The sequence below is a fragment of the Clostridium sp. SGI.024 genome (genome assembly GCF_050315195.1).
GTDB lineage: Bacteria > Bacillota > Clostridia > Clostridiales > Clostridiaceae > Clostridium.
In genome coordinates, this window is record NZ_JBNPON010000031.1 from 1 (window position 1) to 15,398 (window position 15,398).

At 25.9% G+C, this 15,398-nt stretch carries 15 protein-coding genes; 1 reads left to right on the forward strand and 14 read right to left on the reverse strand.

The window, feature by feature from the left end; genetic code table 11:
* The 13 genes from ACQRD5_RS09950 to ACQRD5_RS10010 all read right to left on the reverse strand — a co-directional run.
* Positions 1-239 (reverse strand): GDP-mannose 4,6-dehydratase (locus ACQRD5_RS09950; RefSeq protein ID WP_427746767.1); only part of this gene is annotated, 239 nt, incomplete at its 3' end.
* Between the two features lie 105 nt (positions 240-344).
* Positions 345-1,238 (reverse strand): dTDP-4-dehydrorhamnose reductase, encoded by an 894-nt coding sequence (gene rfbD / locus ACQRD5_RS09955; RefSeq protein WP_291626505.1) that lies wholly within the window; start codon positions 1,236-1,238, stop codon positions 345-347.
* Between the two features lie 11 nt (positions 1,239-1,249).
* Positions 1,250-1,816 carry a dTDP-4-dehydrorhamnose 3,5-epimerase gene (gene rfbC / locus ACQRD5_RS09960; RefSeq protein WP_291626503.1) on the reverse strand — a complete coding sequence of 189 codons (567 nt, stop codon included), beginning with the start codon at positions 1,814-1,816 and terminating at the stop codon, positions 1,250-1,252.
* Between the two features lie 16 nt (positions 1,817-1,832).
* Complete coding sequence (rfbA, locus tag ACQRD5_RS09965; protein WP_291626501.1) at positions 1,833-2,717, reverse strand: glucose-1-phosphate thymidylyltransferase RfbA; 885 nt, start codon at positions 2,715-2,717, stop codon at positions 1,833-1,835.
* A 21-nt stretch (positions 2,718-2,738) separates the two neighbouring features.
* A complete protein-coding gene (locus ACQRD5_RS09970) occupies positions 2,739-3,641 on the reverse strand; it encodes a glycosyltransferase family 2 protein (protein WP_291626499.1) in 903 nt (300 codons plus the stop codon).
* 9 nt (positions 3,642-3,650) lie between these two features.
* A complete protein-coding gene (locus tag ACQRD5_RS09975) occupies positions 3,651-4,841 on the reverse strand; it encodes a glycosyltransferase family 4 protein (protein ID WP_291626498.1) in 1,191 nt (396 codons plus the stop codon).
* A complete protein-coding gene (locus tag ACQRD5_RS09980; RefSeq protein ID WP_291626496.1) occupies positions 4,841-6,136 on the reverse strand; it encodes a hypothetical protein in 1,296 nt (431 codons plus the stop codon). The genes ACQRD5_RS09975 and ACQRD5_RS09980 overlap by 1 nt, the downstream gene beginning before the upstream one ends.
* Entirely contained in the window at positions 6,133-7,251 is a 1,119-nt protein-coding gene (locus ACQRD5_RS09985; RefSeq protein ID WP_291626494.1) for a glycosyltransferase family 4 protein, read from the reverse strand. Before ACQRD5_RS09985 ends, ACQRD5_RS09980 begins: the two co-directional genes overlap by 4 nt.
* Complete coding sequence (locus ACQRD5_RS09990) at positions 7,251-7,997, reverse strand: WecB/TagA/CpsF family glycosyltransferase (RefSeq protein ID WP_291626492.1); 747 nt, start codon at positions 7,995-7,997, stop codon at positions 7,251-7,253. Before ACQRD5_RS09990 ends, ACQRD5_RS09985 begins: the two co-directional genes overlap by 1 nt.
* Before the next feature lie 16 nt (positions 7,998-8,013).
* Entirely contained in the window at positions 8,014-9,054 is a 1,041-nt protein-coding gene (locus ACQRD5_RS09995) for a mannose-1-phosphate guanylyltransferase (protein WP_291626490.1), read from the reverse strand.
* 33 nt (positions 9,055-9,087) lie between these two features.
* A complete protein-coding gene (locus ACQRD5_RS10000; protein WP_291626488.1) occupies positions 9,088-9,744 on the reverse strand; it encodes a sugar transferase in 657 nt (218 codons plus the stop codon).
* 400 nt (positions 9,745-10,144) lie between these two features.
* A complete protein-coding gene (locus tag ACQRD5_RS10005) occupies positions 10,145-11,605 on the reverse strand; it encodes an oligosaccharide flippase family protein (protein ID WP_291626486.1) in 1,461 nt (486 codons plus the stop codon).
* Positions 11,606-11,629: 24 nt separating this feature from the next.
* On the reverse strand, positions 11,630-12,454 hold the full coding sequence (locus ACQRD5_RS10010; protein ID WP_291626484.1) for a LicD family protein: 825 nt from the start codon (positions 12,452-12,454) through the stop codon (positions 11,630-11,632).
* A 279-nt stretch (positions 12,455-12,733) separates the two neighbouring features.
* Between ACQRD5_RS10010 and ACQRD5_RS10015 the strand changes: the two genes are divergently transcribed.
* The gene (locus tag ACQRD5_RS10015; RefSeq protein ID WP_291626482.1) at positions 12,734-13,693 is read left to right on the forward strand and encodes an LCP family protein; all 960 of its coding nucleotides are present in this window, start codon (positions 12,734-12,736) and stop codon (positions 13,691-13,693) included.
* A 169-nt stretch (positions 13,694-13,862) separates the two neighbouring features.
* Here ACQRD5_RS10015 and ACQRD5_RS10020 read toward each other — a convergent pair whose 3' ends face one another.
* Entirely contained in the window at positions 13,863-15,296 is a 1,434-nt protein-coding gene (locus ACQRD5_RS10020) for a flippase (RefSeq protein WP_291626480.1), read from the reverse strand.
* Positions 15,297-15,398 lie beyond the last annotated feature (102 nt).

Here is a 15,398-nt window from a genome sequence, read left to right on the forward strand (position 1 = left end):
GCTACATAATCTATTTCGTACTTTTCAAATAGTGATGATACAAGTTCTGCATCGCATATATCACCTTGAACGAATATATGTCTCGAATCTCCTTCAATACTCTTAAGATTTTCTAAGTTTCCCGCATAAGTTAGTTTATCTAAGTTTATAATTCTAATATCTTCGTATTTACTAAGCATATATAATACAAAATTCGAGCCTATAAATCCTGCTCCACCAGTTACTAAATAAGTTTTCATTTATAATTCTCCCTTTACAGTTAAATTTAATTAAGAACTAAAATTCTTTATTTAGAAACTCTTCAAGAGTTTCTTTCAAAACTTTTACCTTTTACTTATTAACTATTACTTTGATAAGTTTTCTAGAAAACTTGTCAATGCTTCTTTCCAATCTCTCATTTCATCACCAACAGTACATCTAAGCATCATATTATCAAGTGATGAGTACTCAGGTCTCTTAGCTGAATTAGGATACATCTTCTTATATTCTTCTGATGTACATGGATTTACTTTGCAATTTCTTCCTGAAAGCTTCATTATTTCACTTGCAAAATCAAACCAACTGCATTCACCTTTTCCTGTACAATGATATACTCCATACTCTTCAGTTTCTATAAGTTTTAATATATGATATGCTAAATCATTAGCATTTGTTGGATTTCCAAGTTGATCATTTACTACACTTATAGAATCCTTTTGTACTCCTAAGTTCATCATAGTATAAACAAAGTTTTTCCCAACATATCCATAAAGCCATGCTGTTCTTACTATATAATATTTTGACGAAAACTCCCTAACATATTCTTCGCCTTTTAGCTTAGTTTTTCCATAAATACTATATGGTGCTGTTAAATCAAATTCAGTTAAAGGAGTTTCACCCACCCCACTAAAGACATAATCAGTTGAAACTTGAACTAATTTTGCTCCTAATTCTTCTGAAGCTATTGCTAAATTTCTTGGTCCAATAGCATTTATTTTAAATGCTAAGTCTTGATTACTTTCACAACCATCAACATTAGTTGCAGCTGCACAATTTATAACTACATCTGGTTTTATATCATTAAAAACTCTTTTTACATCTTCTAATTTAGTGATATCTAATTCTTCAATATCTAATGGAAAAACTTCAGAATTTTTAATACTATCACTAACTTTTCCTATTTCAGCCTCTCCAGTTTCAATTATTTTTTGAAGTTCATTCCCTAATTGCCCTTTAGATCCTGTTATTAATATCTTCATAGAAATTCTCCTTACTTGTATTCAAAAGGTAAATCTAATTCTTTTAAAGTCTTTTGTTTTTTATCTTTTTCAGATAAAAGAATTTCTTCAATTCCTTCTAATGGCCATTCTACACCTACATCTGGATCATTCCAAAGAAGTCCACTATCATATTCCGGTGCATAGAAGTCTGTACATTTATAATTAAAAGTTGCTGTATCTGAAACCACTAAGAAACCATGAGCAAAGCCTTCTGGAACATAAAATTGCTTTTTATTTTCAGATGTTAACAACACACCTTCCCACATCCCAAAGGTTGGAGAGCCTTTTCTTAAATCTACAGCAACATCATAAACTGCACCTTCTGTTACTCTTACAAGCTTTCCTTGAGTATGCTTTGTTTGGAAATGCATTCCTCTAAGAACTCCTTTTTTAGATTTTGATTCGTTATCTTGAACAAATTCCATTGTTAAACCAGCTTCTACAAAATCATTTTTGTTATAACTTTCCATAAAATAACCTCTGTTATCTCCAAAGACCTTAGGCTCTATTATGTATAAGTCTTTAATTTTTGTTTCTATAAAATTAAAATTGCCCATAAATTCATCTCCTAATTTATTTCTTCTTAGCTTCTAATTCTTCAACTATATCTACTAAGTATTTTCCATATCCTGTTTTCATTAATGGTTTAGCAAGTTCTTTAACTTCTTCAGAAGTTATCCAACCTTTTCTATAGGATATTTCTTCTAAACAAGCTATATATGTTCCTTGTGTATTTTGAACAGCTTCTACAAAATTAGATGCTTGTAACATAGAAGCATGAGTCCCTGTATCAAGCCATGCCATCCCTCTGCCTAATAAATTAACCTTTAAATTTCCTTCTTCCATATATACTCTATTTAAATCTGTAATTTCAAGTTCTCCTCTAGCTGATGGCTTTAGCTCTTTAGCCTTTTTCACTACAGAATTATCATAAAAATAAAGTCCTGGCACTGCATATTTAGATTTTGGTTTTTCAGGTTTTTCTTCTAAAGAAATAACTTTATTATTTTCATCAAATTCAACTACTCCAAAGGATCTTGGATCTTGTACATAATATCCAAATATCATTGCTCCCTTTTCTAATGAGGCTGCTTCCTTTAAATGATTAGAGAAGCTTTGACCATAGAATATATTATCTCCTAAGATCATTGCAACATTATCATCTCCAATGAAATCTTCACCTATTATAAAGGCTTCTGCTAAACCATTTGGTTGTTCTTGAATTGCATATTCAATTTTCAGGCCCAATTCTGACCCATCATTAAATAACTCTTTAAAATTAACTATATCTCTTGGTGTAGATATGATTAATATCTCTCTTATGCCAGCCAACATAAGCACAGACATCGGATAATAAATCATAGGCTTATCATAAATTGGAACCATTTGTTTTGACATTGCCTTTGTCACTGGATATAGTCTTGTTCCCGATCCCCCTGCTAAAATTATCCCTTTCATCCTTAAAACCTCCTAAAAATACTATGATTTAAACAATAATCTCATTCCTTCAAATATTCCACTTAGCATTGCATTTAGTCTCTTGATATCAAAATTAATAACATAATTTAATATATTTTTTAAATTAGATAAAAATATATGTATCGCAGATAAAATAGTGCTTCTAATACTTAAGTTTTTATATTTCTTAAAAAATAACCATCTATTTCTCGTCATCCATTTTATAGTAAAAGGTGAGTCTTCTCCCCCAGTGGATGCACTAACTTTATGATATATAATTGATTTTGGTTGAACATATAATTTATATCCATGTTTTTTTACTTGTAACGAATAATCAACATCTTCTAAATACATAAAATATTCTTCTGGTAAATATCCACAATCATTTATAATTTTTTTATTTATCAGCATAGCACATCCTGTAATATACTCACTTTCATGAATATTAGAAAATTCATCCCCATCAAGTTCCTTATTACCAATATTATCCGCCAAAAACTTATGGAAATTAATACTTCCACCAGCAAACCATATCATTTTTCTATTGGAGTTATACATAATCTTAGGAGCAACTATTCCACAAGTTTCATTGTTTTCATAAAAATCAATTAATATTTCTAAAAAATTTTTCTCAACTAGTGTATCATTATTAAGCAAAAGAATATATTCACAATTTAATTCTAAACACTTCTTAATACCTAAATTATTTCCACTGCTCCATCCACCATTAAATTCACTTTTAATCATATAAATTTTATCAGAATTTATTTTCTTTAATTTTACGAAGGAGTCATCAGTTGAACAGTTATCTATAATTACCATACAATAGTTGTCATAATTTATATTACTTAAGCTATTAATACAGTCAATAGTATCTTCATAAGAATTATAATTTAATAGTACTATTCCTACCTTAGCTTTCATATATCCTCCCTAACAATCTGTTAAGATTTTTTCTACTTTTTCTTTTATTACATTCCAATCATATTTTTTCTTAATTAAGCTATAAGCATTATTTATTATTCTCTCTTTATTCTCTTTGTTTATTAATACTTCGATTGCTTCTATAAAACTATCTTTATCATTTGAAATAATTATATTTTCACCATCAGTCACATCTAATCCTTCGCACCCAACATCTGTAGATATTACAGGACATTTATATGAAAAAGCTTCCAATATCTTAAGTCTAGTTCCACTTCCAATAAATAAAGGGACTATTGAACAAATAGCATTATTATAATATATAGATAAATCATCTACAAATCCTAAATACTCAACATTTTTTTTATCTATTTTTTTATCTTCATTTCTATATTTTCCTATTACTTTTAACTTTAAATTTGGATATTTTATTAAAATATCATCCCAAACATTATCTATAAACCAATATAAGCCATCATAATTAGGTCTATACCACAGTGATCCCACAAACAATAAATAATTTTCACTATCATCACTTTTCACTTCACTTTTTGTTACATTAGAATCAAAACCATTTTCAACTACACAAACTTTACTATCATCAACATTTATTTCATTTAAGTATTTATCCCTATCTCTTTTAGATACAACTATACTTATATCGCTATCCTCTATACTATATCTTTCAATTTTTTTTATATTAAAATGTTCAATTAGAGAATATATTTTTACAATTGGATTTTTTGTTTCTTTCATAGTCCTAAATAATATTTCATTTTCAACATTATGAATATCTAATATTATTTTACACTTGCCTCTTTTAATATTCTTATTTTTTATATATCTGTATAAGAATAATGAATCTACAAAAATAACATCATAATCATTTTCTTCTAACATTATTCCTATTTTATCATCAAGTTCTTTTTTATAATTCAAAAACAGCTTATCTGAATTTAATGTAATAAAATTTATTAATCTTTTTATTTTACTTACATTTTCAAGATAAAAAATATTCACTGAATTACACATATTTTTAATATGTTGTAAATCTTTATCAGCAACTTTTTCATCATTTAAGCAAAGAAAGTCAACCTTATTGTTTTGAGAAACAATTTTCAGCAAATTATATGTTCTTATTTTTCCACCACTTATAGTAGGGTAAGGAAATACATCAGCTATATATAATATTTTTTTCATTACTCCTCCATTAAACATTTATTATTAATTATCCCTAAAAGTAAATAATATGGAATAATTGTTGTGAAAGCAAATATTTGTTCAGAAATAACTCCAGTGAGTGAGTATATTAAACTTAATACTATTACAGTAATTTCTAAATTACTTATTTTTTTTGTATTTATAATCTTAAAAATAATATTTTTTATAGTAATAATCCAAATAGATAAATATAGTATTAATCCAATAATTCCTATTTGGCCCATTATAGTAAAATAAGAGTTTTCAGTGCTTATATTAGACCATACTCCAAAAGTTCCAATGCCACTGCCCAATAAATTTATTTGTTTCATAGATGTTATTAATGAATTAATGTGACCATGAGTTGATCCATCAAAAATCTTCAAATAAATTGATTGCCAGAAAATCATTATAAAGACTAAAATAATTCCTCCCAATGGCACAAAAAATTTATATCCATATTTTCTAAATCTATATGCAATAAAGCATAAAACAATTGCTATACATGGTAAAATTATCGCTCTTGTATGAGTTAAATATATAGAAAAAAATAAAAATAAACAATAAATTATCTCTTTTATGTATTTTCTTGAAAACTCTTTAATAGACATTAAATAATATATGAAAGGGATACACAATACATATGCTGCTGTTAATGGAACTGCCCATACACTTACTAATCTCTTCTGACTAAAATAGCCTTTACCATAATCCCCATAAAAATTACCAGGTAATCCTTCAACTAATCTATTACCTTGTTGCTTTATATCTGTAGTATATTTTCCTATCCCAATAACATCTCTCCAAAAATCTTTTGATGAAAAATAAAAATCTACTACTCCTATTGCTGCGATAATTATTAAAAAAATAAAATATTTACTTGTAAAAAATTTCAACAAGTCATTATAATCATCTACTCCTAATGATATAATTATAAAAACAGGTAATAAAATAATTCCTCTCAAGGTTGCAAACAAAGATAGAAATGATATATTCATATTAAATAAAGTTATCAGCACATATATTCCAACAAATAACAAATAAGAATATGAAAATATAACTATCGTTTTAAATTTTCTTATTTTTGTTTTATTTAATAAGATTTTCAACGATGCATCTAAAAATAATATAATCATTATAATATCTTTAGAATAAAGCAACAGTTTACTTACAAATTCTAATCCAGTTATATTATAAAAAATACTAATAAAAAAATCTTGAAATACTACCCATACTAGTAAGTAGCATATAAGAAAATTATATACATTTATCTTTATTCCTTTATAATTGTTCATCTTTTCTCCTCTATAACGTTTAATAACTTTAATGCTTCATTTGTCCAATTATACTTTTTGCTATTTTCCACCAATTCCATTTTAACTTTCATTTTATCTCTTTCGTCAAATTCTTTAATTTGAAGAATTTTCTTCTTTAAATCTAATACATTATTAGATTTAAAATAAACGACTTTATCTTGTAAAATTTCTTTAAAAACTTCTATATCAGATGTAAGTACTATACACTCCATTGAACTAGCTTCTATTGCTGGGATACCAAATCCTTCATATATAGAAGGAAGAACAAATAAGCTAGCCCTCCTGTAAATATATGGTAGTTCATTAGTTTCTACGAATCCGGTAAAAAATATATCTTCTAATATATCTTTTTCAATCCCATTTAAAATTCCATCATATTTCCATCCTTTTCTGCCTACAATAACTAATTTATCTTTAATTAAATTTTCTCTCTTTAATTCAACAAAAGCTTTTAATAATAACTTAAAATTCTTTCGTGGCTCTAATGTACCTAAGGCTAATATATAATCTTCAGGTAGAGAATATTTACGTTTAACATCAATACTAACATTTTCATTATATTCAAATTTTGTAAACACTTCATCTACGCCATTATATATAACATCAATTTGAATATTGCTTTTAAAAGTTTTTAAAATATCGTTTTTAGATGAATTTGATACCGTTATAATACTTTTACTTATCTTAATTGCATTAAATATCAATGTTTTAAATAATATTAATCCCTTTATGGACATAGTTTCTGGATATAACCATGGTGTCATATCATGTATTGTGTTAATAATATTTTTATTTCTAAAAAATATAGGTGATGGAAATGCCATAAATAAATACTTATCAGCTTTTATTTTATATAGCTGTAAAGGTAAAATTATTTGGCTCATCACCAACTTATTTTTTGATTTAATTATCTTATATTCTACATTTTCTTTATTAACTATATTATTAAACTCTTCATGAATCTCATTCCAAAAAATTAGTATATACCTATTTTTATTATCATACTGAATCATATTTTTTGATATCATCATTGTAAATTTTTCTATTCCAGAGAGTTTATCATACAAGCTAGTTAAATCTATACAAATATTCACTATTTTACACCCCTATATTTTATTAAAACTTTTATTATCTTTAAATCATCAATAAAATATCTCTTAAACATCCTCTTTGGCTCCTTTAAAAATCTATAGAACCATTCTAATCCACTTTTCTGCATCCATTTAGGTGCCCTTTCAATATTCCCAGCCTCAAAATCTATACTAGCACCTATAGCCAAGGATATAGGCACATTTAATTTGTTTTTATATTTGTATATAAATTTTTCTTGCTTCGGAGCTCCTAATCCTACTGCTAATATATCCGGCTTTACTTCATTCACTTTTTTAATTATTTCTTCAATTTCACTTTTACTTTTTTCAAATCCATAACTTGGTGAAAATGTACCTACAATATTTAAATTCTTATATTTATTTTTTAAGTTTTCTGCTGCTTTTATAGCTATCCCTTCTGCTGCACCTAACAAAAATATACTATATCCTTTTTCATCTGCTAGTTTGCATACCTTAGGAAATAAATCTGAACCAGATACCTTTTCTTTTATTGGTGTCTTTAGAAACTTTGAAATCCAAACTAGCGGCATTCCATCTGTTAATACTAAATCTGCATTATTATAAACCTCTAAAAACTCACTATCATTTTCCAATTTCACTATATGGTCAACATTAGGTGTGACTACATAGGAATTTTTTTTTCTTTTTATCAACTTATCTATATAATCTATACTTTCATCCATAGATAAATTATCAATCTCTATATTAAGAAATCTAATTCTAGACATATATATATTCCTTTCGTTACTTGATATAACCTTGATAATCTCTTAGCTCATCCATGTACTTTTTATTTACAATATAAAATGCATCATCTGTTTCTATAGCCATAGTATCAGTAATTCCTATCATAACTACTTTTTTAGCATTATTAATAATCATATTTGATTTTGAATTAAAAACATGAGCATCATTACTAATAATATTATTCTCTTTATCTTTATTTTTATATCTTTCAACAGACTTCCAAGTACCAATATCATCCCATCCTATTTCACTTGGAATTACAAATATTTTTTTACTTTTCTCTAATACTGCATAATCTATTGAAATAGGCTCTGTCTTATTATAATTATTATTTATATATTCTTGAATTTCATCTTCATTAATACTGTTTAGATTATGTAATGCTTCATATGTTGATGGAGCATATTTTTTTATTTCATTAAGTATATGCTTAGTTTTCCACAAAAACATTCCACCATTCCATAAATATGTTCCTTCTTTTAAGTACCTTTTTGCTAACTCTAAATTTGGTTTTTCAACAAATTTGTTAACTTCTTTTATGCCTGATTCTATATCTTTACCATAATTTATGTATCCATACCCTGTTTCAGGTCTATCTGGCTTCATTCCTAATGTAAGAATGCCATCTTTGGTTTCTTCTAAAAAATCGGCTCCTTTAATTATTATATTTCTAAATTCATTATGGTCTTTTATAAGATGGTCAGATGGCAATACAACCATTGTTGAGTCTTTATAATATCTATCTATAACAAGAGCTGACAAAGCAATACAAGGTGATGTATTCCTTCCTTCAGGTTCAACTATAATATTTCTTTCAGGTAAATCTGGCAATTGTTCTTTTACTAAATTTACATATTTTTCACCAGTACATACAAATATTTTGTCTATCGGAATTATTGGAAGTATCCTATCTACAGTCATTTGCATCATAGTTTTATCTCCAACTAAATTTAAAAATTGCTTAGGCTTCTCTTCTGTTGATAAAGGCCAAAATCTTGTGCCCTTTCCCCCAGCCATTATTAATGCACATATATTCATAAGTTATCCTCCAAAACATTTAATTTTATCTATTTATGCAGCATTTTCGTCTCCAAATAAAACAAAGAATGTCTTAAAAATAAGCTTAATATCTAGCCAAAAACTTCTTTCATTTACATACTTAATATCAAGTTTCATCCAATTTTCAAAATCTATATTATTTCTCCCCATAACTTGCCAATAACAAGTAAGACCTGGCTTAACTTCCAGACGTCTTAACATCCATGGTTCAAATTCCTTAACTTCATTAGGCAAGCTCGGTCTAGGTCCAACTAAACTCATATCGCCTTTCAATACATTAATTAACTGTGGAAGTTCATCAATACTTGTCTTTCTTATAAACTTACCTATCTTAGTTATTCTTGGATCATCCTTTATCTTAAACATAGGCCCAGACATTTCATTTTGTTCCACTAATTTTTCTTTTAAATCTTCGGCATTAGCTACCATTGATCTAAGCTTATACATTTTAAACTCTTTCCCATTTAAGCCAACTCTTCTTTGAGCAAAAATTATAGGTCCCTTGGATTCAAGTTTAATTAAAGTTCCTACAATAATTAATATTGGACTTGCTATTATTAATCCAATTACAGATCCCATAATATCAAGTAATCTTTTAAATACGCTATATACTAATCTACCTTCTTTTTTTTCAACTACTGAATTAATATTAAAATTAATATTATCCATGTTTATCCCCCTAATACATTTTAATCAAGTTGCCAACTATTGTTATAAAAATGATAACAACATTCGTCTTTTAAGCAAATATTATTATATCATATAAATTTAGTAATTCAAATTAAATGAGAATACCATAAACATAAGTCTATGAATAATTTGTTAACTTATGTTTTATTTATTTAAAATTTATATTAAAAAAACATTTTTAATATAATTGACTTTTTTTGCATTATTCCATAATTCTAAATAATTAATAAATCACATCTCAATTAATTAAAAATAATGTCGGATTTTGAAATAATTTTTTATAAAAAAAATACTTATAATAATTCCTAAAAATCAATATAAGTATTTTATATTTATTTCTTTTTAAGCTTGAAATTTTTTTTACAATTTATTAAAAAATTCAATTATTATTTCTTTTTATTTTCCTTGCAATAACATCTTTTAAGTAAATTAAAGTACCATCTTTAATAATTATTAATATTCCTAAGTACAATATTCCACATATTAAAATACTTAAACAAGTATATATTATCATACTTGAAGCAATACTTTTAACCAATATTATAATAGGTATAAATAACAGTGAAATAAATAGATACTTCATTTTTGAAATTGAAAATACGTTAATATTCAATTTCAATTTATACCTAACGTACAAATATTCCCATATAATTAGTAATGCGTTTGATAATGTTGTAGTTAATATAGCTGTAGTTGCTGTAAAGTAACCAGTCTTCAATAAAAATACATTAAAAATTAAATTTAATATACCTGCAGTGAAAACTAATTTAACTTGTGCTTTTTCTTCTCCTCTAATATATAATATCTGATTACTTAAGATATTTTCATACGCTGTAGTTATCATATAAATGGCAAATACCGCTAATACCGCTGATGCATTCAAAAACTCTTCTCCACCATAAAAAGCTACAATTTCATATGATAAACAAGCCATTCCTATAGCTGCTGGAAATACTATAATAAAATACAAGCTAGTTATCTTATTTAATAAATTTATATATTCATTTTCATTATCCTTGGATAAATAATTTGATAACCTTGGTATTGATACATGAACTATAGTTAACATAAATGTGCTTACTATACTTACTACCCTTTGAGCTAGCCCGTAGTAACTAACGGATTGCATATTAACAAATTCGCCAAGCATAACTCTATCCAATTGAGTATATAATACATTTGCATTAGATAATATTACAACTAAAAACATAGGCTTTAAATGTTTTTTTATTTGTATTTTATCAAATCTAAACTTTATCTTAGATTTAACATAAATAAAGCTGAATAAATTATTTAATATATTGGATATTACCATAATTACAAGGTAATCCATATAATCATCAGCACTATTTAAAAATATAAATATGGCTATTGTATAAACAGCTCTAATTATTATAGTTTTAATTGTTATAAAATCATAATTTTCTAAGCCTTCATTTACCCATTCTACATAAAATGCATTAGCAAGAAAATTAAATGTTGTAACTAAGCAAGTAGAATAAAATATTTCATTAGAATATCGATAATTTACAAAAACAACATAAGCAATTGTTGACAATAAATTTGTAATTATTGTTATAGTAAATAAACTTGTAAATACGCTTTCTAATTTTTTTTTGCTATCTCTTACCCTACTTATTTCTCTAATTCCATATTGATATATACCAAAACTTGCAAATATAAAGAAATATTGATATATTGAATCTGCAAAATTAATATAACCATTTAGTGTATTTCCTAATTTTCTATATACATATGGTCCTATTAATATTGGTATAATTATATTAAATAAATTTAAAATAAACTTAAATACAATATTTTTTCCTATAGATTTTGACATAATTTAACCTTTCTTAATCATTTCTTAATCATTAGCTATTATTTCTATTTTTTTAGAGTGACTGAACCTCTCATTCTCCGGTGGTAGTATATTATAGTCACCATACATGCTTTTCAATATAGAATCAGCATTGTTTGGACCATTAAAAGTATTATTTTCAAATACAATATCTTTTAATGGAAATAAATCTTCTTTTTTATATTCTTGCTTTAGATATAAATCTATTCCACTCCAATATCTATCATCATATCTTTTAGTTTTATTAATAAAGAATTTTTCCATTTTCTTCCTATCGCTTATACTTAACACTTTTATAAAAAAATAAACTAAAGGATAAATTAATTTTCTCTTTGATGAAGTTTTAAAAAAACCTTCATTTACAATATTAGATCTCTCCATTATATATTTATATAAACATTGTACCTTATAGTTTATCTTTCCTTTAGGCAAAAAGTCCAATGGAAATATGTCTATATAAATACCATGATTAAATTTCTCTTCCCCATTTTCTACTTTCTCAATATATCTACTGCCAATATGCCTTATTTTCATAGGTATATAATAATACTTATAATATTTATCAGTTTCTGGAGTTTGTAAAAAGTATTGGTTATCTAATTTTTCTTTAGCAATTATTTTAAATCTTTCAAAATCCTCTCTTGGCATAGATACATCTAAGTCATCATCCCAAGGTATAAATCCCTTATGCCTAACAGCCCCCAAAAGCGTTCCCCAATCTAAGAAGTACGACAAATCATTTTCCTTGCAAATCTTATGGAAGTTAATTAACATATCTAGCATTATACTTTGTGCCTCTTTAATAGAAATTTCTTTATACCTAATATTCATTTCCCCTCCATAGCTATATTAATTAATTTTGTTAATATATTTATAACTAAAAAAATAGTTTTACTCATCTTTATAATTTAAAACTCATTAAAATATATCCGCCTCTTATATTACCATATTTTCCTATTTGCATCAACTTTTATTACATCCACCCTTTTTATTTCTATATAAACCCTTATAATATTTAATTCCAAGCTTCTAATAATTCTGATATAATATATCAATATACTGTATTTAATGCATTTAATATGTATAATAATTAATTTTGGGGGAGTATTTATGAAAAAACTATCGAAAAGCAAAAAAATAATTATTGTAGCAATCTCAGCTTTAATATTAATTCTTGCAATAGGTGGTGTATATACCATAACTCTTTCTAACAAAGTAGAGAGAATTGAAGTTGATAGAAATGATGTTATAAACACTGGAAAGGAAGTTCCTAAAGAGGCAGATGACGTAATAACTATAGCTTTATTTGGAAGTGATTATTCTGATTACTATGATGTAAGTTCTGCAGATGCAACTATGATACTTTCAATTAATACTAAGAATAACACTATAAAACTTTGCTCTTTAATGAGAGATATTTACTTAGATTTACCTAACGGCGAAAAGATGAATTTAAACTATACAATTTTAGATGGAGGACCAAGTTCCATATTGAAGGCAATTAATTATAACTTTAATTTAAATATAGATAAGTTTGTTCAAGTAGATTTAAAAAGACTTCCAAAGATAATAGATAGTCTTGGAGGTATTGAAATGGAGATTACACAAGATGAACTTAAATATATTAATGGATTTATTGATCAAATAAATAAAAATAACGGAACAAATTCAGAACATATATATACTTCTGGAATTCAACTTCTAAACGGCACTCAAGCTTCTGCTTATTGTAGAATTAGGTCTACAGAGGGAAGAGATTTCAGAAGAACTGAGCGTCAAAGAGATGTTCTAAATGCCTTATTTGTTAAATTCAAAGATATTAATACAGCGGAAATCCCAGAATTTGTAAGCGAAATTTTACCACTAGTTACTACTAACTTAAGTAATAGTGAAATTTTTTCCATATCATCTAAAGCTTTAGGTATGGGCTTAAGCAATATAATACAAGGAAGATTTCCTTCAGATAAAAATATTATTAGTGCCGGTTTTACCGATATGTATCATACAAATATCGATATAGAAGGAACTACTAAGGAACTTCATAACTTCTTATTTTCAATGAATGAGTAATTAAAATAATTCTCTAAATTACATTTATCAATTGCGATACCTTTCACTATAGTATACATAATAAAAAAATTAATAGTACATCTAGTTAATTTCACAGCTTAACTAGATGTACTATTTTTTACAGTCATATAATTTTATTTTATATCAAATATTTATATTTGTCTCAAAACTATTTATTTTTTAACAATAATTTCCTTGCCTTTTCTAAAATTTCAACTTGGACTTTATCTTTTAAAATCCACATAACAATAAAATAGAATCCTCCACCTGCAATCACTTGGCATAAGTTTGCAAGTATTTTATTTTCAAATATATTTCCAACTAAAATTACAATAATAAACATCATAATAGATACAATTATATACTTTATTATACCTAATAACATTTTACTAACATCAAGTTGTTTTCTTACAAATATAAATTGAATTATAGCTCCACTAAACTCTGCTATTATTAGTGAAATAACTGCTCCAAGTGCTCCAATTCTAGGTATTAAAATTATATTAGCTATAAAACTTAATACTGATGAAATAACTACTGAGTATGTATATTTATATTCTTCTTTTATTGCAATCAAATATTGAACTCCTATTATGTTAGCCCAACTTACAGGTATAATTATAACAGAGCTTATTGCAGCTAAACTTCCTACTTGTATATACTCTTTATCTAAAAACCAAGAAATAAGATTTTCAGATACTCCCATAAGCCCAAAAGCCATAGGTATAGATAAATAAGATACAAACATAAAAGCCTTATGTACAAACTCCTTAATCTTATCCTTTTCACCATTAGAGTTCATATTAGAAACTCTTGGCATTAAAACAGTACCAACTGATGCAATAAGTGCAAGAACAATCCTTACAATTTTTTGCGAATAATCATAAAACGCAACTTGCGCATCTGTTGATAAAATACCTATCATCGTTCTTGATAATAAAGTATAAACTTGAGATGCTATTTGTGGTAAAAATAATAGAATAAGAGGTATTATTGTTCTTTTCATTAATTTTTTATCAATTTGTACTTTTCTTATTTCTTTAGGAATATATATCCACATAACTACCATACCTATTACATTAATAATAGTTGAAATGAAGATATATAATAACAAATCATCTGAAGTCTTTACAAATGCAAATATCCCTATTAGTCCTAATAATTTTACAAGTATATTTCTTAATGATATTTTTTTAAAATCCTCTAACCCCATAAATAGCCAACTAATATCTATCATTGTAGCAACTACACTTATTCCTTGAACGAGATATATGGCTTTGTTGTCTTTTACAAATAATACAAATATTAAATATGCAATTAATGAAATTGATGTAGTTATTAATTGTGTTATATACAAACTCCAAAAGGTTTTACTAAGTTTTTCTTTATTATCTCTTACATATGCAACTTGTCTATTAGCATACATTTGCATACCAAGTGCACCAAATAACATAAAGTAATTTACTATGGATGCTGTATATGAGTTTATTCCTATTTGATCTGGTGTAAATACTCTTGTTAAATATGGCATAGTTATTAGAGGAACTATTAATAACATTATTTGATATACTGTATTATATATGTAGTTCTTTATAATATTCATGAATCTCTCCCCCATATATTCTTTTTTTATTTATTATTTCTGCCCATATTCTATTTTTAATATATTTATAGACATGCATTATATTGTATCATATAATCTAAT

Excerpts from the sequence above, each read along its gene's own strand:
- rfbD (WP_291626505.1), bottom strand. The coding sequence starts at position 1,238 with ATGAAGATATTAATAACAGGATCTAAAGGGCAATTAGGGAATGAACTT.
- rfbC (WP_291626503.1), bottom strand. The coding sequence starts at position 1,816 with ATGGGCAATTTTAATTTTATAGAAACAAAAATTAAAGACTTATACATA.
- rfbA (WP_291626501.1), bottom strand. The coding sequence starts at position 2,717 with ATGAAAGGGATAATTTTAGCAGGGGGATCGGGAACAAGACTATATCCA.
- ACQRD5_RS09970 (WP_291626499.1), bottom strand. The coding sequence starts at position 3,641 with ATGAAAGCTAAGGTAGGAATAGTACTATTAAATTATAATTCTTATGAA.
- ACQRD5_RS09975 (WP_291626498.1), bottom strand. The coding sequence starts at position 4,841 with ATGAAAAAAATATTATATATAGCTGATGTATTTCCTTACCCTACTATA.
- ACQRD5_RS09980 (WP_291626496.1), bottom strand. The coding sequence starts at position 6,136 with ATGAACAATTATAAAGGAATAAAGATAAATGTATATAATTTTCTTATA.
- ACQRD5_RS09990 (WP_291626492.1), bottom strand. The coding sequence starts at position 7,997 with ATGTCTAGAATTAGATTTCTTAATATAGAGATTGATAATTTATCTATG.
- ACQRD5_RS09995 (WP_291626490.1), bottom strand. The coding sequence starts at position 9,054 with ATGAATATATGTGCATTAATAATGGCTGGGGGAAAGGGCACAAGATTT.
- ACQRD5_RS10000 (WP_291626488.1), bottom strand. The coding sequence starts at position 9,744 with ATGGATAATATTAATTTTAATATTAATTCAGTAGTTGAAAAAAAAGAA.
- ACQRD5_RS10005 (WP_291626486.1), bottom strand. The coding sequence starts at position 11,605 with ATGTCAAAATCTATAGGAAAAAATATTGTATTTAAGTTTATTTTAAAT.
- ACQRD5_RS10010 (WP_291626484.1), bottom strand. The coding sequence starts at position 12,454 with ATGAATATTAGGTATAAAGAAATTTCTATTAAAGAGGCACAAAGTATA.
- ACQRD5_RS10015 (WP_291626482.1), top strand. The coding sequence starts at position 12,734 with ATGAAAAAACTATCGAAAAGCAAAAAAATAATTATTGTAGCAATCTCA.
- ACQRD5_RS10020 (WP_291626480.1), bottom strand. The coding sequence starts at position 15,296 with ATGAATATTATAAAGAACTACATATATAATACAGTATATCAAATAATG.